This window comes from Cryobacterium sp. TMB1-7 (assembly GCF_004402435.1).
GTDB classification, from domain to species: Bacteria; Actinomycetota; Actinomycetes; order Actinomycetales; family Microbacteriaceae; genus Cryobacterium; species Cryobacterium zongtaii.
This window is the reverse complement of record NZ_SOFZ01000007.1, coordinates 83043-103476: the sequence shown is the minus strand read 5'-3', so window position 1 is coordinate 103476 and position 20434 is coordinate 83043. Positions and strand designations below refer to the sequence as shown.

Below are 20434 nucleotides of genomic sequence, written 5' to 3'. Positions count from 1 at the left end.
CGCCAAAAGGGAGGAGGGTGCGATATCTCGGCGCAGGGCCCTGCGATGACTTGCCACTTGAGGCCCCTGCAGCGCAGCGGAGAGGGCGTGAACTGGCAAGTCGCGGGGCGCGCTGCAGGCGAGATGGCAGTTGGCGCCCCTTCGGGCTTGCGGAGAGGGCCCGAAGTGGCAACTCGGGTGGGCTGGGGGTCCCATGCGCCCGAAGGAGCGTTTTGGCGGAACTCGGCGTTGCGGGCTCGAGCGCTTCGCCGCCCAGAGTGTGCCCTGAACGTTGCCGGGTCCTTGCCGTGAGCGCCGGATGCTGATAGCCCTGAGGGGGTAAGTCCAGTGTTTCCGGGCTCCGGCGCGACAGTGCCGGCTGATCCCGGCCGGCGAAAGGGATGCCCAGGATGACGCCCAAAAAAGTGACCACGAACCCACCGTTTGGGGCCAACCAGGCGCGCGAGAAGAGCCCGGTCCACCTCGACGACGCCGACGAGGCGGGGGAGTCCGCCCTCGAGGTCGGTTCGCCCAAGTCCTGGGCGGCGGGCGTGCCCGGAGTGCTGCACTCCACCATCCCGGCGCTGGCGGGCATGGGCGTCAGCCGCAGCCGCAAGACCCTGCTGGCGATGAACCAAAAAGACGGCTTCGACTGCATGAGCTGCGCCTGGCCTGACCCCACCCACCGCAAGACCTTCGAGTTCTGCGAGAACGGCGCCAAGGCCGTCACCTGGGAGGCGACTCCCGTCACCATCGGGAGCGAATTCTGGGCCGAGCATCCGGTCAGCGACCTGCGTGACCGCTCGGAATACTGGCTGGGCATGCAGGGGCGGCTGACCGAACCGGTCTACAAGGCCGCCGGCGACGACCACTACCGGCCGCTGAGCTGGGCCGAGGCGTTCAGACTGCTCGCCGAGAAGCTCAACGGGCTGGACTCGCCGGATCAGGCCGCCTTCTACACCAGCGGCCGCACCTCGAACGAGGCCGCGTTCGCCTACCAACTCTTTGTGCGCGCCTTCGGCACCAACAACCTGCCCGACTGCTCCAACATGTGCCACGAGTCGTCCGGCTGGGCGATGGGGCAAACCATCGGCATCGGCAAGGCAACCATCACCTATGACGACTTCGGCAAGGCCGACCTGATCATCGTGATGGGCCAGAATCCGGGCACCAACCATCCCCGGATGCTGACCGCCCTGGAGGAGGCGAAGGAGAACGGCGCCGAGATCGTCGCGGTCAATCCGATGCCGGAGGCCGGGCTCAGACGGTACAAGAACCCGCAGAAGGTGAAGGGCATCATCGGGCACGGCACCGAAATGGCCGACCAATTTGTGCAGGTGCGGCTCGGCGGCGACATGGCCCTGTTACAGGCGGTGTCCAAGCGGGTGCTCGCCGCGGAGGCCGCGAACCCGGGCACCGTGCTCGACCACGAGTTCCTGCGCGAGCACTGCCAGGGGCTGGAGGAACTCACCGCGCACCTCGCCCAGGTCGACGAGAAGGCCGTGCTGGCCGCCACCGGCCTGCAAACCGCCGACATCGACGAGCTCGCCGCCCGGTACCTTCGGGCCGAAAAGGTGATCATCACCTGGGCGATGGGGCTCACCCAGCACAAAAAGGGCGTCGCCACGATCAAGGAGATCATCAACCTGCTGCTGCTGCGCGGCAACATCGGCAAGCCCGGCGCGGGTGCATCGCCGATCCGCGGGCACAGCAACGTGCAGGGCGACCGCACCATGGGCATCTGGGAGCAGATGCCGCCGGCGTTCCTCGACGCCATCGAACGGGAGTTCGGCTTCGATCCGCCCCGGGAGCACGGGATGGACTCGGTCGAGACCATCAGGGGACTGCGGGACGGCCGGGTTAAGGTCTTCATGGCTCTCGGCGGCAACCTGGTCGGCGCGATCAGCGATACCGGGGCCGCCGAGGCCGCGATGCGCGGTGCCGAGATGACGGTGCAGGTCTCCACCAAACTGAACCGGTCGCATGCCGTGGTCGGCGACGAGGCGCTGATCCTGCCGACCAAGGGGCGCACCGAGATCGACCGGCAGGCCACGGGGGAGCAGTTCGTGTCGGTGGAGGACACCGTCTGCGCCGTGCATCCGTCCTGGGGCAAGGTGCGCCCGGTCGCACCGAACCTGCTGTCGGAGGTCGCCATCGTGAGCCGCCTGGCCCGGGCGGTGCTGGGCACCAAGGTGGGCGTGGACTGGGTGGGATTCGAGCGTGACTACGACCTCGTCCGGGAGCACATCTCCCACGTCGTCGCCGGCTGCGACGACTACAACGCCAAGATCCGGCAGGACGGCGGCTTCCTGCTGCCGAACGGGCCACGCGATTCCCGCACCTTCCCCACCCCCACCGGCAAGGCCATGCTCACCGTCAACGACCTCGAGTACCTGGACCGGCCCGTCGGCACCCTGATCCTGCAGAGCCTGCGATCGCATGACCAGTTCAACACCACCATCTACGGGCACGACGACAGGTATCGCGGCATCAAGAAGGGCCGTCACGTGGTGTTCATCAACCCCAACGACCTTGTCGAACTCGGCCTCGACGATGAGCAGATGGTGGATGTTCATGGCGTGTACGACGACGGCGTCGAGAGGGTGCTGCGCGGGTTCCGGGCCGTGTCATACCCCACCGCACGGGGCTGTGCGGCGGCGTACTACCCGGAGGCGAACGTGCTTGTGCCTCTCGACCATGTGGCGGAGGGCAGCAATACGCCGGTTTCGAAGGCGGTGATCGTGCGGGTGGAGCCGGCGCGCACCGTCGAGGCGGTGCCGACCATGTAGGGGAGGGCGCCTGTGCTGACGGCTCTGGACTGACGGCTACTGGACTGACGACTACTGGGCGGTGTTCGCCCACCCGTCGTCGATGCCGCCGTCACCGCTCTTCCGGGTGGCCTGCCTGGCTACTCCAACGGCGCGCTCGACGGCGTCGGTGGTGGCCTGTTTGCTCGAGGTGCTCGTCATGCCGGCCGCGTATCCCACCAGGAAGGTGCTGATCGGTCCGCCGGCAGGGCCTACGGCGCGGGTGGTCTCGGCGGCCAGGTCGAGTAGCAGCGGGTAGTCGACCTTCAGGTCCAGAATCTGCAGTGCCTGGGTCAGCCGTTGACTCAGGTCGTCCAGCCGGCCGGTGTCGTTTTCGGGGGCGTTCATGGGGTCTCCTTCTGGCCGGGTACGGCACGGAACGTGCGCTTCAGGAATAGCATCTCAGCGGCGGCGCGGCAATCGTTCGGGCTTCCCCCGGGACTGTCTGCGTCATTTTCTGGAGTTCGGGTCCTCGTCACCGATGTGTCCAGGCGCGTTCGCGGTGAGCACCCGTTGCACAAAAGCCGAATACTCCTCCATATAGTGGCGAAGGAATGACCGGGTGGACTCGTCGGTGACCTCGCCGTTGGGACCATAGACGGCAGCGTCGAAGCTGATGTAAGCCTCGGGCGAATTCAGCTGAGGCGCATCGAGGAAGCTCAAGACGCTCCGCATCGACGACTGCATGACCGCGGTTCCGATGCCGCCAGGGGACGCGCCGATGATGCCGGTGGGCTTGCGTGCGAAGGAATTGGTGCCCCACGGCCTGGACCCCCAGTCGATCGCGTTCTTCAGAGCGCCGGGGATCGAGCGATTGTATTCCGGGGAGACGAAGAGGATCCCGTCCGACGAGTCGATGGCCGCCTTGAGGGTCCGGCCGGCCGGCGGGAAGTCCGCGTCGAAGTCCGGGTTGTACAGGGGCAGGTTCCCGATCGTGATCTCGGTGAATTCAAGCTCCTCAGGGGCGAGAGCGATCAGCGCCGTGGACAGGGTGCGGTTGATGGACGTGCTGCTCAGGCTGCCAACTAAGTAGCCGATTGTGTAGGTCGCCATGTCTGACTTCTTTCCCGAATCTGTCGACAGGGCATCCGAAGTTCACGCAGCGGACCCACGGCCTCCATATCTGTCGATCCCTTCCGGTTTAGCACTCCGACCCGGTCACCGACAGGGTCAGCACTCCGGCTACCAGGGCAGCGGAATCGTGGCGACGGGCTCGGGGGAGCACGCACCGCCGGCCGGCACCACGGCCACACCGTCGGCCTCAGCGAGTCCGCGCAACATGCCGGAACCCTGACGCGCCGTCGGCACCGCGCCGTCGTCCGTGAGCCGGTACGCCACCAGCCGAGTCGACCCGCTGAGGTTGGCGATGTCGTGCGCGAGGGTCACTCGGCCCAGCGGCACCAGCGGGCGGCCGAGCATCCCGTCGATCAGCGGTACGCCCAGGCTGGCCAGCACGAGCATCGCGGCCAGCGGATTGCCGGGCAGGCAGAGCATCAGGCGGCCGTCGGCGAGGCGGGCGAGCATCACGGGGTGGCCGGGGCGCATCCGCACGCCGTCGATGAGCACTGTGGCCCCGAGTGCGCTGAGTGCGGCGCGCAGGTGGTCGGCCGGGCCGCGGGCGCTGCCTCCGGTGCTGATCACCAGTGCCGCGGTGCTCGATCGGATGGCGTCGATGGTCAGGTCGAGGTCGTCGGGCAGCCGCCGCAGTGCACTCAGCCGCACACCCAGTCCGCTGAGCAGGGCCGGAAACTCTGGGGAGTACGCGTCCCGCACCTGCCCGGGACCGGGGATGCCGGACTCGATCACCTCGGTGCCGAGCAGCAGCAGCTCCACGGTCGGCTGTGTGGTCACGGTGAGGGTGTCGTGGCCCGTCACCGCAGCGAGAGCGACCCTGGGAACCGTGAGCAGGCAGCCGGGCTCGAGCATCCGTTCGTCGAGTCCGCATTCCTCACCGCGGGCGCGCACATGCTCGCCGCGTGCCGGCTCGTGTGCACCGGTGTGCGCCGAGCGGATGAGCGTGGGCACGGTGCCGGCCGCAGACCCCGGCACCAGCTCACCGTTTTCCGTGCGCAGGATGCCGTGGGTGCCGGCGGGCACGCAGGCGCCTGTGGCGATGGGCCGCGCGGTCCCGGCCGCGAGGACCCTCGTCGGCGGAGGGTCACCCGCCAGGATCGGTTCGCCCAGAATCCACGGTTCGTCGCCGCTGACGGCCCAGCCGTCCATGGCCGAGGACGCGAAGCTCGGCAGGGCGGTCAGCGAGTGCACCGCGCCGGCAAGGGTGCGCCCGACGGCGTCCGGGAGCGCCACCATCTCGGTGGCGCGGGGCATCTCCGCGCCGGCCCTGTGCACGGCGGCCCTGGCCTCCAGCCACTCCATCAGAGGACCACGCCGCGGGCCAGGTTGCCGGTGTCGCGTGAACCGATTCGGACCGATCGGCCGGTGTGGATCATGGGCATGACGGGCTCCTCGAGGATGGTCGACGACAGTGTCGCCTGAGTCAAGGCTAGCCAGTATTAGGAAGGACGATGCCGAGCCTGGCCGCGTCGGCCGGGGTGTCGACGTCCTCGGCCAGGGCGTCGGGGAGGCGCAGTTCCACCAGGTTGAGTGGGCCGATCAGGCCCATCACCGAGAGGTTGTCGGCCGGACGCAGCAGCGCGGAGGAGGCCAGGGCCGCACGCCGGTAGACGGCGAGCAGCGGTTGGCGCCGGCCGGCGGCATCGACGCTGATCAGGCCGTCGATGGATCGGTGCGCCACGGCGTCGGTCTGCGCGGCGTGGGCCGGCGGGGCGGTCAAGAGCCTGTCGAGTTCGGCCAGCAGGTACGGCACGGCGTCGTCAGCGTGCACGAGGTCGCCAGCGAGCACCACAATCCACTCCGCAGAACCTGTGCCCGCGGAACCCGTGCCCGCGGAGGCGCCGCCGGAGTCGCGGGCCAGTGCCTCGAGGCCTGCCACCATCGCGGCGGCCGGACCGCCCCAGCGCGGCTGCTCGACGGCGCGCAGCACATCGGCGGGGAGGTCAGCGTCTGATCCGACCACGCAGGTGCGCCGACAGCCGGTGGTCGCGGCCAACACTCCGTCGAGCAGGCTGCGGCCTCGCCAGACCAAGGCGGTCTTGTCGATGCCGCCGAGCCGCCTGGCCCTGCCGCCGGCGACGATGATCGCGTCCCAACCCAGGCCGGAGCCGTCCGTCCGCTCAGCCTCGGAGGGCGTGGTGGGGGTGTCATGGCGGGGCATCGGGGCGGTCCTTGCGCTCGGAGCCGCAGGTACGCGACCAGATCAGGCTACCCGCGCCCGGCACAACACGCCGGGACCTGGCCGCGTGCTGCGGCCCGGTCCCGGATGCTGCCTACAGGCCAGTCAGGTCTGAGATCTCAGTCCTTGAGATAGCCGTTCGGGTTGAGCACGTACTTCGTCGCCGCACCCGCATCGAACTCGGCATACCCGCGCGGGGCATCCTCGAGGCTGATCGGCTGTGCGTGCACGGCCTTGGCGATCTGCACGCGGTCGTGCAGGATCGCCATCATCAGCTGCCGGTTGTACTTCATCACCGGGCACTGCCCGGTGGTGAACGACAGCGACTTGGCCCAGCCGGTACCCAGGCTCAGCGACAACGAACCCACCTTGGCTGCTTCCGTCGCAGCTCCCGGGTCGCCCGTGACGTAAAGCCCCGGAATACCGAGCGCACCGCCGGCCGCAGTGATGCTCATCAGCGAGTTCAGCACGGTTGCCGGCTTCTCAGTTCCGGCATCCTTGCCGTGTCCGTGCGCTTCGAATCCGACGGCGTCGACCGCCGCATCCACCTCCGGCACCCCCAGGATCTGTTCGATCTGATCCTGCGGCTCACCCTTGGTGAGGTCAACGGTCTCACAGCCGAAGCTGCGGGCCTGTGCGAGGCGCTCGGGGTTGAGGTCACCCACGATCACCACGGCGGCACCCAGCAGCTGCGCCGAGACTGCCGCGGCGAGTCCTACCGGTCCAGCGCCGGCGATGTAGGCCGTTGAGCCCACGCCGATGCCGGCGGTGAAGGCACCGTGGAACCCGGTCGGGAAGATGTCCGACAGCATGGTGAGGTCGAGGATCTTCTCCAGCGCCTGCTCCCGGTCGGGGAACTTCAACAGGTTCCAGTCCGCGTACGGGACCAGCACGTACTGCGACTGCCCGCCGACCCAGCCACCCATGTCGACATACCCGTACGCACTACCCGGACGGTCCGGGTTCACGTTCAGGCAGACACCGGTCTTGCGTTCCTTGCAGTTGCGACAGCGACCGCAGGAGATATTGAACGGGACCGACACGATGTCGCCGACCTTGATGAACTCGACGTCCCGGCCGACTTCGACTACCTCGCCCGTGATCTCGTGGCCGAGGACCAGACCCATCGGAGCCGTGGTGCGTCCGCGCACCATGTGCTGGTCGGAGCCACAGATGTTGGTGGTGATGGTTCTCAGGATGACACCGTGCTGAACCTGGCGGCCGATGTTCGCCGGGTTGACGCCGGGTCCGTCCTTCAGCTCGAAGGTGGGGTAGTCGATGTCGATAACGTCGACCTTGCCCGGACCTTCGTAAGCAACTGCTCTGTTTCCTGCCATTATTTGTATCCTCCTTGATACCTGTCGTGACACCTGAACCGGTCGGTTCGCGCTTGTGGCGCGGCATCCTCAGTGGTGTTCCTCGGTGGTTCGCTCTCAGCAACACAGGGCGCCGGAACACCCTCCATGGCACTCCACCACACTGGGAATTTCAAGGGTGTCGGTGGAGCAAAACGTGTGTATCGTGTGGGTGTCGAATCCCAAAATCCGCCTGTGGCTGTGCACAAACTCGCGCGTTTTACCGGGCTATGTCGGGGAACCTTGTTTAGGGTGGTCACATGCGAATTCCCGACAACACCGGCGCCCGCAGGGCCGAGCCCCGAACCGACGGTCCGACGACGTTGCGCACCTTGCTGACCGACAAGCTGGGCTGGCTGGGCCTCCGCAGCGGGCAGATCCTGCTCGCTCTGGCGCTCGTCGCCGTGGTGATCTTCATCCTCGTGCAGGTGAAGCTCGTGGTGATCCCGCTGCTGATCGCGATCATCCTGGCATCCGCTCTGAGCCCGGTCATCGGATGGCTGCGCCGCCGGGGGTTGTCGCCGATCCTGGCCACCTGGGTCACCCTGCTGACCGCCATCGTCGTGTTCGGCGGAATCGTGACCCTGATCGTCGTCGCCGTCGAGAACCAGTGGAGCGAGCTGGTGACGAGCGCCTCTGACGGCATCGACCAGCTGTTCACCTACCTCACCGAGGGGCCGTTGGCCCTCGACTCCGCCCAGCTCGAGGACTTCCGCGACCAGGGCATCGACTTCCTCACCAGCAGCCAGTTCGGCTCCGGGGCCCTCGCCGGGGTGTCTGTGGCGACCGAGATCATCACCGGCGCCGTGCTCGTCGTCGTGATCCTGTTCTTCTTCCTCAAGGACGGCGACGTCATCTGGAAGTTCTTCCTGCGCCCGTTCCGCGGCGAGCGCCTGCAGCGCGGTCGCCGCATCGGCACCACCTCGGTGCGGGTGCTCGGCGGGTACGTTCGCGGCACGGCGATCATCGCCTTCGTCGATGCCGCCGCGATCGGCATCGGCCTCGCCGTGCTCGGGGTGCCGTTGGCACTGCCGCTGGCGGTCATCGTGTTCCTCACGGCCTTCATCCCGCTGATCGGTGCGACAGTGGCCGGTATCCTGGCCGCTCTCGTGGCGCTCGTTGCCACCGACTGGGTCATCGCGTTGATCGTGGTGGGCATCGTGATCGTCGTCAACCAGCTCGAGGGCAACTTCCTGCAGCCCGTGGTGATGGCACAGTCCCTCAAGCTGCACCCGCTGGTGATCCTCGTCGCCTTGACCGCCGGCACCATCGTGGCCGGCATCATCGGTGCCGTGCTCGCCGTGCCCATCGCCGCCGTCGGCTGGGCCATCGTCAAGACCTGGAACGAGCCGCCGGCGCTCACCGGGCAGGCCAAGCTGGCCTAGCCGCTCGCCCGGGCCGTTTGGCCGCGAGCACGATGGTGCTCCGCGCGCCGCCACCTCATTCCTGGTGCTTGGGCGACCCGGCTTTGAGCGCGGACTCCTCCACATCGATGAAGGCCAACGCAGAGCGGATGGCCGGCTCCTGGTAGCGGCCGTCCGCCCGGGCGGTCAGCACGGCCTCCCGCTCGGCCTCGATCATGGCCCGCCGCAGCCGGTTGTACGCGGCCGGCAGCGGCTCCGCCTCATCCGGAGCCGGGTTGTCGAGCGCATCCGCGAGGAACACGGCGTTGGTGCGCAACCGGCCGATCACCCGGTCCTCGTCGGCGTCGGTCACCTCGGTGTCGAGCCGGGCCAGGCCGGCGGTCTGCGCCTCGGCCAGGAGCATCTGCGCCTCGATCCTCTCCTGGGTCCGGTCCGGCGGCGGCAGGCGCAACCGGCGGATGATCCACGGCAGCGCCAGCCCCTGCAGGAGGGTGCCGACCACCACCACGAAGGCCAGCAGCTGCAGAAGTTCGCGCTGGGGTGTCTCCGGGGGGAGTAGGAAGACCGCCGCGAGAGTGACCACCCCGCGCATCCCCGCGAACGACACGGCCACCCCGGTGCGCCAGCTCCAACCGCGCTCCCGCAACCGCCGCGGTCCGTACCGATAGATCGACGTGGTGATGGCCATCCACACGAAACGCGACACGAGCAGGGCGGCGAGGATCACCAGAGCGATCCACACCGTGGTCCAGAACCCCGTACCGGTGAGCCGCACCCCCTCAAGAATCGACGCCAGGTTGAGGCCGATGAACAGGAACACGGCGTTCTCCAGCAGGAACTGGATGGTGCGCCAGTTGATCGACTCGGCGATGCGGGCCTCCGCCGACTGGATCACCGGCGCGCGGTAGCCCAGGAACAGGCCGGCGATCACCACCGCCAGCACCCCAGAACCGTGCACCAGCTCGCCGAGGATGAACGCCAGGTACGGCGTCACCAGCGACAGGCTGGTGTCCAGCACCGGCGCGTGCAACTGCCGACGGATCACGGCCAGCACGAACCCGACGGCGAGCCCGACGCCCACACCGCCGACGACAGCGACGACGAAGTCGCCGGTCACCGAGAGCGGGCTCACAGTGCTCAGGATGGCCGCGATCGCCGCGTTGAGGGCCACCAGCGCGGTCGCGTCGTTGAGCAGGCTCTCACCCTCGAGCACCGTGACCACCCGCCGCGGCAGGCCCAGCCGCCCGGCGATGGCCGTGATCGCCACGGCATCCGTCGGTGCCACGACAGCGCCGAACGCGAACGCGGCAGCGAGCGAAATCGCCGGCACCACCAGCCACGCGGTCAGCCCCACCGTCACGACGGTGAAGGCCACCAGGCCCACCGACAGCAGCAGGATGCCGTCCCGCCGGGCCCGCACGTCCACGATCGACGTGCGGATGGCCGCCGCGAACAGCAGCGGGGGCAACAGCCCGTAGAGCACCAACTCCGGCTCGAGCTCGATGCGTGGCACCGACGGCAGGAACGACGCGGCCGCGCCGACGACCACCAGGACGAAGGGCGCCGACCAGCCGATCCGCCGGGAGAAGCCGGTCACCGTGACGGTGACCAGGACGAACACGACGATCCAGACAATGGTGCTGACGGGGTCCATAGCGACAATTATGCGCGAGCGCCGCGCCGCCGCGGGAGGGCTGTGCGGCGAGGGGGTGCTGCAGCATCCAGTCACGTCCGCCATTGCCCGTTGGTGTGTTGACGCCTACGATCCCCAGCAAACACGCGAGGAAGCGAGGCGCACATGGCCGTGAGCACTCTCAAGGAGATCGTCGATCGTGCGTTCGCCGAGAAATACGGCGTTCCCGCGATCAACGTGGTGAACGACCTCACGATGGAGGCGGTGCTGGCCGGGGCCGTCGAAGCCCGCTCGCCGGTGATCGTGCAAACCTCGGTGAAGACCGTCAAGTCCATCGGATCCGACGTGCTCTTCGCCATGTGGTCGGCGATGACCGCCGGCATCGACGTGCCCGTCGCGCTGCACCTGGACCACTGCCCGGACCGGGATGTGATCACCGAGTGCCTCGAACGCGGCTGGAACTCGGTGTTGTTCGACGCCTCCACCCTGCCGGTGGAGGAGAACCAGCGCCAGACCATCGAGGTGGTGCGGCAGGCCCGCACGTTCGGCGCTCACGTGGAGGGCGAGATCGAGTCCATCACGGGCGTCGAAGACGGTGTGGGCAGTGACACCGAAGCGGCCAGGCAGAGCCTCGCGGTGTCGCTCAGGTTCCTCGAGGCCACCGGCGTGGACGTGTTCGCGCCGGCGATCGGCAACGCGCACGGGGTGTACAAGCGGGAACCGGTGCTCGACTTCCAGCGGGTGAGCGACCTCGTCGCCGCCCACCCGATCCCGATCGCCCTGCACGGCGGCAGCGGCATGACCGACGCCCAATTCACCGACCTCATCGCTCGGGGCTGCGCCAAGGTGAATATCTCCACGGCACTGAAGATCACCTACATGAAATCCAACCTCTCCTTCCTCACGGATGCCCAGGCGCGCGACAAGTGGGACCCACCGTCGCTGTTCGCGAAGGTGCGCACCGACATCGTCAACCTCACCAGGGGACTGGCCGAACAGTTCGGCAGCGCGGGGAAGGCCTGAGATGCCGGCACTGATCTTCGACTGCGACGGGGTGCTCGCCGACACCGAACGGGACGGCCACCTGCCGGCGTTCAACCAGACCTTCGACGAGTTCGGGGTGCCCGTGCACTGGAGTGACGCCGACTACGCCGAGAAGGTGAGGATCGGCGGGGGAAAGGAACGGATGCGGAGCATCCTCACCCCGGACGTCGCCCGGCAGCTGGGTCTGCCAGAGGACCCGGCGGCCTGGGACGAGACCATCCTGGCCTGGCACCATCGCAAGACCGCGATCTACACCGAACGCGTGGCCGCGGGGGTGCTGCCGGCCCGGCCCGGCATCCGTCGCCTCACCGAGGAAGCCGCCGCGGCGGGCTGGACCCTCGCCGTGGCCTCGACCTCGGCCGAGGCGTCGGTGCGGGCGGTGCTCACCCACGCGGTGGGGCCCGACCTCGCTGCGGGGTTCCACGTCTTCGCGGGCGACATCGTTCCGGCAAAAAAGCCCGCGCCCGATATCTACCTGTATGCCCTGCGTGCGCTGGGCGTCGACCCGAGCGAAGCGCTGGTGATCGAGGACAGCGAGAACGGGCTGCGGGCCGCGCTCGCCGCCGGGCTTGCGACCGTTGTGACCGTGAGCAGCTACACGGCCGACGAGGACTTCGACGGCGCCGCCCTCGTGGTCTCGTCCCTCGGTGACCCCGCCGGGCCCGCCGCCGAGATCCTGGCCGACCCGGCCGGCATCCACCCCGGCCCGTATCTGCGGCTGGCGGACCTCGTCACGATCCTCACCCTGCCCGGCACCTCAAGAACAGGAAGCGAGACCCCATGACCAGCCTGGCCGACACCGAATTCGTCGTGCACAGCATCGCCCAGACGGCGGTCGACAACGAGAAGGAGTTCGGCGACCTCGACGCCGTCGTCGGCGACGGTGACTTCGGCTATTCGCTCGCCAGGGGCTTCGAAATCGTCCTCGCCGACTGGGACGAGTACGACCGCAGCAGCCCGAGTGCGTTCCTGCAGAAGGTGGGCATGGTCATCTCCGGGCGGATCGGCGGGACCTCCGGGCCGCTCTGGGGCACCGCGTTCCTGCGGGCGTCCCTCGCGGTCAAGGGCAGGGACGAGGTGCGCGGCGGCGACGCCGTCGCGATGCTGCGCAGCGCAATCGCCGGCATCAAGTCGCGCGGCAATTCCGACGTGGGCGACAAGACCCTGCTCGACGCTCTCGTGCCGATGACGGATGCCCTCGAGGAGGAGGTCACGGCCGGCACCGACGCGCCCGCCACCCTGCACCGCATGGCCGCGGTCGCCCGGCAAGCCTCCGACCAGACCGCCATGATGCAGGCCCGTCGGGGCCGGGCCAGCTACACGGGGGAGCGGAGCATCGGCTCGCCGGACCCCGGCGCGGTGGCGGTGGCCGTGATCCTCGAGCGGCTGAGCGCCGAGTGGGATGCCCGGGTGGGTTCATCCGCCGGCACCCCGAACGACGCGGAACGGCCATCCAGTCACACCGACTGAGCGTCGCACCGCACACGCACAGCGCTCGTATCCGCAAGGCACACGCACCGACCGAGCACACGACCGACCGAGCACCGCCCAGAGAGGGAGCCATGAAGAAATTCGTCAATGATCCGAAGCAGTACGTTCCGGAGATGCTCAAGGGCATCGCGCTGGCCAACCCCGACACACTGAAGTATGTGCCCGCGTACAACCTGATCATGCGAGCCGACAGCCCGAACCCCGACAGGGTGTCGATCATCCAGGGCTCGGGCTCCGGGCACGAACCGGCGCACGTGATGACGGTCGGCAAGGGCATGCTCGACGCGGCCTGCCCCGGCGACGTGTTCTCGGCGCCGCCGATGGACTACGTGTACGAGACCACCAAGCTGCTGGCCTCGCCCAAGGGTGTGCTGTTGCTGGTGAACAACTACACGGGCGACCGGATGGCCTTCGAAATGGCGCAGGAGCTCAGCGCCGCCGACGGTGTCAACGTGAAGACCCTGTTCATCGACGATGACGTCGCCGTGCAGGACTCCACCTACACCGTGGGCCGGCGCGGGGTGGCGGGCAACTTCTTCGTGATGAAGGCCGTCGGCGCCGCCGCCGAGCAGGGCGCGGACCTGGACGAGCTGGTCCGGATCGGGGAGAAGGTCGACAGCGTCACCCGCACCATGGGGATCGCCCTCACCTCCTGCACCCCGCCGGCGAAGGGATCCCCGCTGTTCGAGCTCGGCGACGATGAGATCGAGGTGGGTGTGGGCATTCACGGTGAACCCGGCCGGCGGCGGGCCAAGCTCACCACGGCCAACGAGATGACCGACGAGATGCTGGATGCCGTCGTGAAGGACCTGCCCTATGTGGCCGGCGACAGGGTGGCCCTGATGATCAACGGGCTCGGTGGAACCCCGATCAGCGAGCTCTACATCCTGTTCGGGCGGGCGCACGAGCGGCTCACCGAGCTGGGCATCACGGTGGGACGCAGCTACGTGGGTGAATACTGCACCTCCCTCGACATGGCTGGGGCGTCACTGACCCTGGTGCGGCTCGACGACGAGATCGAGGCGCTGCTGGCGGCGCCGGCCGAGATCGCGGCGCGAGTGTTCTAGCCCGGCGCGTTCTGCACGAGCGGGCACGGTGCGGCTACTCTGTGGGCATGAGTGAGACTCCCAGGGACTGGTCAGACGCGGTTTTCGCTTTCGATTCGGCCGCGAGGTGGTTCGTGGCGGTCACCGCAGGGATCGCCGAGCGCGCCGCCGGGGATGACGAGGTCTGGGGGCAGTTGGGCCTGGGCGAGTGGAGTGTGCGCGACCTCGTCGGGCACACCAGCCGGGCCCTGTCCACCATTGAGGCCTACCTCGACCTCGCGGCAGAGGAGGATGCCGTCGGCGTGGCCGCCCCGATCGAGGTGACCACGCCGGCGGCCTACTTCGAGCGCGCGCTCGCCGCGGGAACACCCGAGCTGATCGCGCAACGCGGTCGGGAGACCGCCGCCACCCTCGGCGCCCAGCCCGCGGTCGCGGTCGCGGAGCTCGCCGCCAGGGTGCTGGCCCGGGTGGCCACCCTCGACGGCTCCGAGCCGGCGGATACGCCGGCCGGGCGCATCCGCATCGCCGAGTACCTGCCGTCGCGCACCCTGGAACTCACCGTGCACACGAGCGACCTGCTGCAGAGCCAGGGAGTACCCGCCGCCGACCAGACCGTGCCCGAGCCCGCCGCCGCCGCGACCCTGCACGTGCTCGCCGACCTGGCCGCCCACAAGGGCCTGTCCGCACCCCTGTTGCGCGCCGCCACCGGCCGTGCCCCGCTGCCCGCCGGGTTCTCCGTGCTCTGAGCGCACTATTATCACGGCCCGTGTTGCTCCCCGCGGCCCGTGTTGTGCTCGGCGGCCCGCGTTAGAACGGGTGCCGGCGGCACAAAGACGTGCCGCGAGAGCTTAGACGTGCCGCGGGGGAGGTCAGGGCTCGGCTACGCCAGGGCGGCGGCCTCGTGCGCCTGGCGGGCGGCGTCGAGAGCGTCGAGTTTCTCGGCGAGACGATCCAGCACCGCGTCGCGGTCGCCCAGCCACTCGGGCAACCACACCCGCTCCACGGCCGGCCAGCCCATCAGCCTGGAGAGCACCTCGACGGGCAGGCCGTCCCGGTCCGAGACCGTGCGGCGGGCGGCCCAGGTGGGGCCGTCGAGCAGCACGGCCATCACCGGATGCCCGGGCGCCCCGGTCGTGGCCACACTGAGGTCCACCCGGAAGTCGGACAGCCCCACGTCCGCCTGCACCGCGAAGCCGCGCTCGCGCAGGGCCTCGGCGATCTCCTCCCGGTGCCGGTCCAACGCCCCGGACTGGCGCAGCGGGGTGGCGAGCCCGTCGGCGCCGCCGGCGGCCAGGTCCAGGTAGGCCCGCAGGTCTTTCACCCCGGCCGAGATGGTCTCTTCGGCGCGCAGGTCGGCGGGCGCGAAGCTGCTGAACACGATCACCTGGCGCCGGGCCCGGGTGATCGCCACGTTCAGGCGCCGTTCGCCGCCGGGCAGGTTGAGCGGGCCGAAGTTCAGCGGCAGCCGGCCCGAGGCATCCGCGCTGAACGCCGTGGAGAACAGGATGGTGTCGCGCTCGTCACCCTGCACGTTCTCCAGGTTCTTGACGAACAGGCCGTCGGTGTCGGTGTCGAGGGCGTGCACGATGCGCTCATCGCCGCTGTCGCGGAGGCTGCCCTCGATGAGGGCCCGCTGCTGCACGTTGAAGGTGATCACGCCGATGGACGGGGTCTCTTCGGGCTCGGCGGCGAACCTGGCCAGGATCTCGGCGACGATGGCCTGGGCCTCGACCGGGTTGGTGCGCAGCGACTTGCCCTTACCGCTGCGGAGGAACTGACCGTCGACCCGGCGGAGGCTCACACCGTAGCCCGCGGAGCCGGAGCCGGAGCCGGAGCCGGAGCCGGAGCCGGAGCCGGAGCCGGAGCCGGCATCCGTGCCCGCACCGTGGTGCGGAGCCGGGAACGAGGACAACCGGTCACGGTAGTACGCGCGGTTGCTGAAGGCGATCAGCGACTCGTCCTGGCTGCGATAGTGCCAGGACAGCCACTTGCTGGGTACCTGCGCCTGCACGCACTCCGACAGGATCGACTCCTCGTCGCGCACGAACTCGAGGGTGTCGCCGTCCTCCTCGCCGGAGCCGATGGTCGACTCCGCGAACGAGGTGGGCGGCATCTGCTTGCTGTCACCCACGACGACCACCGACCGGGCCCTCCCCATGGCTCCGACGGCGTCGGACACCCGCACCTGGGAGGCCTCGTCGAAGACCACGATGTCGAACAGGCCGGCCTGGGCGGGGAAGAACCTGGCCACCGACTCCGGGCTCATCAGCATGCACGGCAGGATGTCGGTGATCAGGTCGCCGAACTCGTGCATGAGCTCGCGCACTCCCATGCCGCCGCGCTGCCGGTCCAGCTGCCGTTTGAGCAGGCCGAGCCGGGCCGCCGTCTCGGTGCCCGGGTTCCCGGAGTCGCCGGCGGCGTCCGGGGTCGGGCCGATGGTGCGCCGCCGCAAGACGCTGTACGGGATGAAGGTGGGCAGGTGCCGGCGCACCGCACCGGATGACGTGGTGAAGCGGGTGATCGAACGGTTCTGGGCGGCGGCGTCGAACTGGTCCAGGGTGGTGGCCGAGCCGCGTTCGGCGACGGATGCCGTGGCGAGCCCCTTCTCGAACGCCAGACCGGCGTCGTCGGCGTCGACCTCGCCGCGGAGCACAGCGGTGTGCGCGGCCGTGAGCCCGAGCCGGGCCAGCGGTTCGAGGTGCTCGAGCAGGGCGATCCACCGGGTGAGGGTGGGCAGTCCCGGTGCCTGGGCGTCCCGTTCCTCGCGGCCGCGGGACCAGACGGCGACGAGGCCGCCGTCCGCGGCCCAGCCGGCCATGGCGGCCGGTCCGGCGCCGGTGGCCGTCATCACGGCCTGCAGGGCGAGAAGCGCACGGTTCAGTGCGGTGGCGAGTGCGGCATCCGGTTCGGTGCTGGCGTCGAGATAACCGCGCAGGGCGGCCACGAAGTCAACGCTGAGGTCGCGGTGCTCGGATGCGACGACACCACCGGCCCAGCGCAGCCAGGCCAGGCGGGCGGCGAGCTCGTCGCGGCCGGTCGGGCCGGTCTGCGTAGTCTGCCCGGTCTGCCCGGTCTGCGCCGGAGCAACCGGCGCGGAGCCGACCAGGGGGTTCCAATCATCCGCGATGCTCACGCCATCCACGGCCCGCACCAGGCCGCGCAGGGCGTGCAGCCGGGCCTGGCTGTCGGCGAGCTGGCCGGTGACGGTGGTGAGGGAGCCGAGGGGCAGCTTCGCCCCTGGCCGCATCTCCGCGGCCAGCCGCGCGAGCACGGCCTTCCGTCGGCCGCGACGGCCGAAGAAGCTCGAGGCATCCGCCGCCTGCGCGTCCCGGTGCAGGGCCGCGGCGTCCAGCCGCAGTGCGCCGGGTTCGAGCACGGTCAGTGCCGGGTGTTCGGCCTGCACAAAGGTGCCGGTGGCCTGTTCGGCGTCGGCCGCGGCCGTGGCCCAATCCGGGGAGCGGGTGCCGTCCAGGGTGACCAGCGGCACCCGATCGGCGGCGGCGAGACTGCTCAACGTGACGTATTCGGTAGGGCTCGCCGCGGCGGCCACGACGCTCGCCGCGGCGCCAGAGCCGGCCGTCTCGTCGGCGCGGGGGAGCGCGGCCAGGGCTTCGTCGAGCTCCAGCGCGGCGCGGGCAACGGTCGCCAGGTCGAGGGGGCCGGCGGGCGGCGTGGTGATGAACGCCCACGGATGCTGCGGCCGCGGCCGGGCCGGATCGGTCACATCGGGCAGATCCCGCAGCATCCGCCGCAGCTCGTCGAGCTCGTCGGCCGTGATGCGCGCGGGCAGGTCGGCCGGCACGGGCAGGGCCCGCACGTCGACGTCGGCGGTGAGCTGTGCGGTGCGGGCGGAGTAGAAGGACAGGCCGGCGCCGTTCTGTTCGTGCAACCTATCGGTGTACCTGGCCAGGCTGCGCCGGGCGGTGCCGAGCACGTCGAGGTCGTTCTTCAGCCCCTGGCCGTCCACCGTCACCTCGTGTTCGAGAGCCTGCCGGATTTGGGCTCGCACCGTGGCGGGCTTGCTGGCCTTGTCGTGCAGGTCGAGCGCGAACGGGCCCATGCCCACCTCGTTCAGCCGGGCCTGCACCACCTGCAGGGCCGCGCGTTTTTCCGCGACGAACAGCACCTTCTTTCCCTCATAGACCGCGCGGGTGAGGAGGTTGGTGATGGTCTGCGACTTGCCGGTGCCGGGTGGGCCCTCGAGCACGAAGGTGCGCTCGGCGATGGCCTCGGCCACGGCGGCCAGCTGCGACGAGTCGCCGGGCACCGGGCACTCGGCGCCGAGAGCATCGAGGTCGGCGGGCGCAGGCAGGGCCACCGGGTCGACGAACGGCTGGGTGGGGGTATGCACGAGGTGGCTCACCAGGGAGTTCTCGGCCAGGGTCTGCCAGTTCTCGTCGAGGTCCTTCCAGAGGCGGAACTTGGCGAACTGCAGGATCGACAGGTCGAGGGTCTCCTCGACCCGGTAGGGCAAACCGGCCGCCAGCAGCGCCTCGCGGGTGGCGCGGAACGCGGCGGCCAGGTCGATTCCGGTCGCGTCGGCGGCCGGGGTCGCCAGGCCGTCGATCGTGAGGCCGTGCAGCTGCCGAAGCTTCTCGAGCAGGCAGTAGTTGGGCGTGGACGCCCCGGCCTCGTCGAGCCGCACCCGGTAGTCGCCGCCGCGGCCGGCCGGTTCGAGCACCACCGGAACGAGCACCAGGGGGCTGCGGAGCTCCCGGTCGTTCGCGGTCCAGACCAGCGAGCCGAAGGCCAGGTAGAGATTGTTGGCGCCGGTCTCCTGCACCACGGTGCGGGCCTTGTAGGCCAGCGCCCGCAGCTTGGTGGCGTAGGCGGCGTCGGTGACGTCGGCGTACACGGCCTTCTTGTCGGCGAGCAGGGCCGCGAGCTGGTCGGCGGGCAGATCCCGGCCGAATCGGATGCCGCGCTCCCGGTCGGTCGTCGTCATCCGGTCGGCGGGCAGCAGGGTCAGCCCGGCACCATCGGTGACGAGGTCTTCGACTCCGGCCAGGTGCTGGTCGGGCACCGTCAGGGCCAGGGCGCCGCGTTCGGTGAAGTTGATCAGTCGGTTGCGCAAGCTCAGGTCGAGCAGGGCGTTCTTCCACTGCGAGATACGGGGCGGCGTGCTCGAGGAGCGGCCGGACGGGGTGCCTGCGGTGGCCGCGTCGGCCGCATCTTTCGCGGCCGCATCCGTTTCGTTGACGACGACGGGCCCGCCGGGCGAGACCCCTGCCGGCCGGTATTCGGTGACGACCACGGTGCCGTCGGCGGTCACGGTGCGTGCCGGCAGCGGCAGGATGTGGGTGCGCCGCGACTGCACCACGTCGACCACTCCGATCACGGTGGCCAGGTCCGCGAGCCAGTCCAGATACGGCGAGCGCTGGGCCTGGGCGAAGGTGACCGGAGTGCCGGTGTCACGGTCGGTGACCTGGGTGGTCTCCACGAGCCGGATCAGGTCGAGATCGATGAGGTTGATCACCTCGGCCACGTCGGTGAGCGCGGGCGCGCCGAGGGTCTCCTCTTCGCGCCAGTAGCCGAGGAATGCGTGCCCGGCGACCACCCAGAGCAGCGGATGCAACCCGGCCTGCTCGAGGGCGGCGGCCATCACCACGACGGTGTCGAGGCAGGTGCCGACGCCACCCGACGTGCCCTCGCCGGTCGTGGTGCCCAGCACCTCGCCGGGCGTGCGCACCTTCTGGCCGTCGTCGGACCAGCTGGCCGGCGGGGTGGCGTAGCGGATGGTGCGGGCCCGCATGGCCACGAACACCGCCTCGACCACCTGGTCGACCCTGTCCGGGCCCGACTGGTAGCCGGGCATGGCCGCCGACCCGGTGCGGGCCTCGAGCGCGGCAGCGGCCTCGGCGAGCAGGGTGGCGATCTCGGGGTGGTTGGGCAGCACGTGCGCCGAGAGCATCTCCAGCGCCAGGTCCACCGGCCGGGCGATCCACTGCTGGGCGGCGAGCAGCTGGATGGGCTCGCCCGCCTCGGCGACGACGACGCCGGCCACGAGCAGGCTGGCCCGGATCTCGGCCGGGCGCTGCTCCTCGATGAGCAGCATCGCGGTGGGGTCGACGGTCAGGGAGACATCCGTAAAGGTCAAGGTGCGCTCAGCGGCGAGGTCCACGAGCAGATCACGGGCGGTACCGAGGGTGTCGCCGGCGCTGAGCACCTCGAGCCGCAGCACGGCCTCCCGCACGGCGGACCCACGGTTGTCGACGCCCACCCGGCCGACCACGTTGATGCGATTGTGCGCCAGGGCATAGCTGAGCACCGGCGTCGCGGTGAGCGAGAGGGTGATGTCGCCGTTCGTGGCCGTGCGGCCCGTATTCAGTGCGGTCGAGTCCAGTGCGGCCGAGTCTGGTGCAGCTGAGTCCAGGGTGGTCGAGTCCGGGCCGGTCGATTCCATGGGTGCTCCTCGTGTCGTGCGGGTTGGTGCTGGTGTTACTCGGCCCCCGTGCGGGGGAC

General features: G+C 69.7%; 15 protein-coding genes. 7 read left to right on the top strand and 8 right to left on the bottom strand.

The genetic code is table 11. The features are described 5' to 3' along the window. The first annotated feature begins 389 nt into the window (after window positions 1-389). Window positions 390-2768, top strand: coding sequence for an FdhF/YdeP family oxidoreductase (locus tag E3O60_RS01615; protein ID WP_134409552.1), 2379 nt, complete (start codon window positions 390-392; stop codon window positions 2766-2768). 51 nt (window positions 2769-2819) lie between these two features. On the opposite strand, the gene E3O60_RS01610 is transcribed toward E3O60_RS01615, so the two are convergent. The 6 genes from E3O60_RS01610 to fdhA all read right to left on the bottom strand — a co-directional run bounded on the left by E3O60_RS01610 (window position 2820) and on the right by fdhA (window position 7376). Continuing rightward, window positions 2820-3134: a DUF6457 domain-containing protein gene (locus E3O60_RS01610; protein WP_088455679.1), complete on the bottom strand. Its 315-nt coding sequence runs from the start codon at window positions 3132-3134 to the stop codon at window positions 2820-2822. 102 nt (window positions 3135-3236) lie between these two features. Continuing rightward, window positions 3237-3839 carry an NADPH-dependent FMN reductase gene (locus E3O60_RS01605; RefSeq protein ID WP_134496979.1) on the bottom strand — a complete coding sequence of 201 codons (603 nt, stop codon included), beginning with the start codon at window positions 3837-3839 and terminating at the stop codon, window positions 3237-3239. Between the two features lie 129 nt (window positions 3840-3968). Further along, window positions 3969-5162, bottom strand: a complete 1194-nt coding sequence (locus E3O60_RS01600) for a molybdopterin molybdotransferase MoeA (RefSeq protein WP_088455681.1) — start codon at window positions 5160-5162, stop codon at window positions 3969-3971. Beyond that, entirely contained in the window at window positions 5162-5287 is a 126-nt protein-coding gene (locus E3O60_RS18955) for a hypothetical protein (protein WP_255416780.1), read from the bottom strand. Before E3O60_RS18955 ends, E3O60_RS01600 begins: the two co-directional genes overlap by 1 nt. 2 nt (window positions 5288-5289) lie before the next feature. Continuing rightward, entirely contained in the window at window positions 5290-6021 is a 732-nt protein-coding gene (locus E3O60_RS01595) for a molybdenum cofactor guanylyltransferase (protein ID WP_088455682.1), read from the bottom strand. A 137-nt stretch (window positions 6022-6158) separates the two neighbouring features. Next, window positions 6159-7376, bottom strand: a complete 1218-nt coding sequence (gene fdhA / locus E3O60_RS01590; protein ID WP_088455683.1) for a formaldehyde dehydrogenase, glutathione-independent — start codon at window positions 7374-7376, stop codon at window positions 6159-6161. Window positions 7377-7654: 278 nt separating this feature from the next. Between fdhA and E3O60_RS01585 the strand changes: the two genes are divergently transcribed. Beyond that, window positions 7655-8779: an AI-2E family transporter gene (locus E3O60_RS01585; RefSeq protein ID WP_088455684.1), complete on the top strand. Its 1125-nt coding sequence runs from the start codon at window positions 7655-7657 to the stop codon at window positions 8777-8779. Window positions 8780-8834: 55 nt separating this feature from the next. Here E3O60_RS01585 and E3O60_RS01580 read toward each other — a convergent pair whose 3' ends face one another. Further along, window positions 8835-10412 carry a Na+/H+ antiporter gene (locus E3O60_RS01580; protein WP_240632420.1) on the bottom strand — a complete coding sequence of 526 codons (1578 nt, stop codon included), beginning with the start codon at window positions 10410-10412 and terminating at the stop codon, window positions 8835-8837. A 144-nt stretch (window positions 10413-10556) separates the two neighbouring features. Between E3O60_RS01580 and E3O60_RS01575 the strand changes: the two genes are divergently transcribed. From E3O60_RS01575 to E3O60_RS01555, 5 genes are all read left to right on the top strand, one after another. Further along, entirely contained in the window at window positions 10557-11414 is an 858-nt protein-coding gene (locus E3O60_RS01575) for a class II fructose-bisphosphate aldolase (RefSeq protein WP_088455685.1), read from the top strand. 1 nt (window position 11415) lies between these two features. Then, on the top strand, window positions 11416-12219 hold the full coding sequence (locus tag E3O60_RS01570; RefSeq protein ID WP_088455686.1) for an HAD-IA family hydrolase: 804 nt from the start codon (window positions 11416-11418) through the stop codon (window positions 12217-12219). Continuing rightward, the gene (dhaL, locus tag E3O60_RS01565; protein ID WP_088455687.1) at window positions 12216-12905 is read left to right on the top strand and encodes a dihydroxyacetone kinase subunit DhaL; all 690 of its coding nucleotides are present in this window, start codon (window positions 12216-12218) and stop codon (window positions 12903-12905) included. The genes E3O60_RS01570 and dhaL overlap by 4 nt, the downstream gene beginning before the upstream one ends. Before the next feature lie 92 nt (window positions 12906-12997). After that, window positions 12998-13993, top strand: coding sequence for a dihydroxyacetone kinase subunit DhaK (gene dhaK / locus E3O60_RS01560; protein WP_088455688.1), 996 nt, complete (start codon window positions 12998-13000; stop codon window positions 13991-13993). A 47-nt stretch (window positions 13994-14040) separates the two neighbouring features. Further along, a complete protein-coding gene (locus E3O60_RS01555; protein WP_088455689.1) occupies window positions 14041-14718 on the top strand; it encodes a maleylpyruvate isomerase N-terminal domain-containing protein in 678 nt (225 codons plus the stop codon). Window positions 14719-14852: 134 nt separating this feature from the next. Here E3O60_RS01555 and E3O60_RS01550 read toward each other — a convergent pair whose 3' ends face one another. Then, window positions 14853-20375, bottom strand: coding sequence for a DUF4011 domain-containing protein (locus E3O60_RS01550; RefSeq protein WP_134496977.1), 5523 nt, complete (start codon window positions 20373-20375; stop codon window positions 14853-14855). Window positions 20376-20434 lie beyond the last annotated feature (59 nt).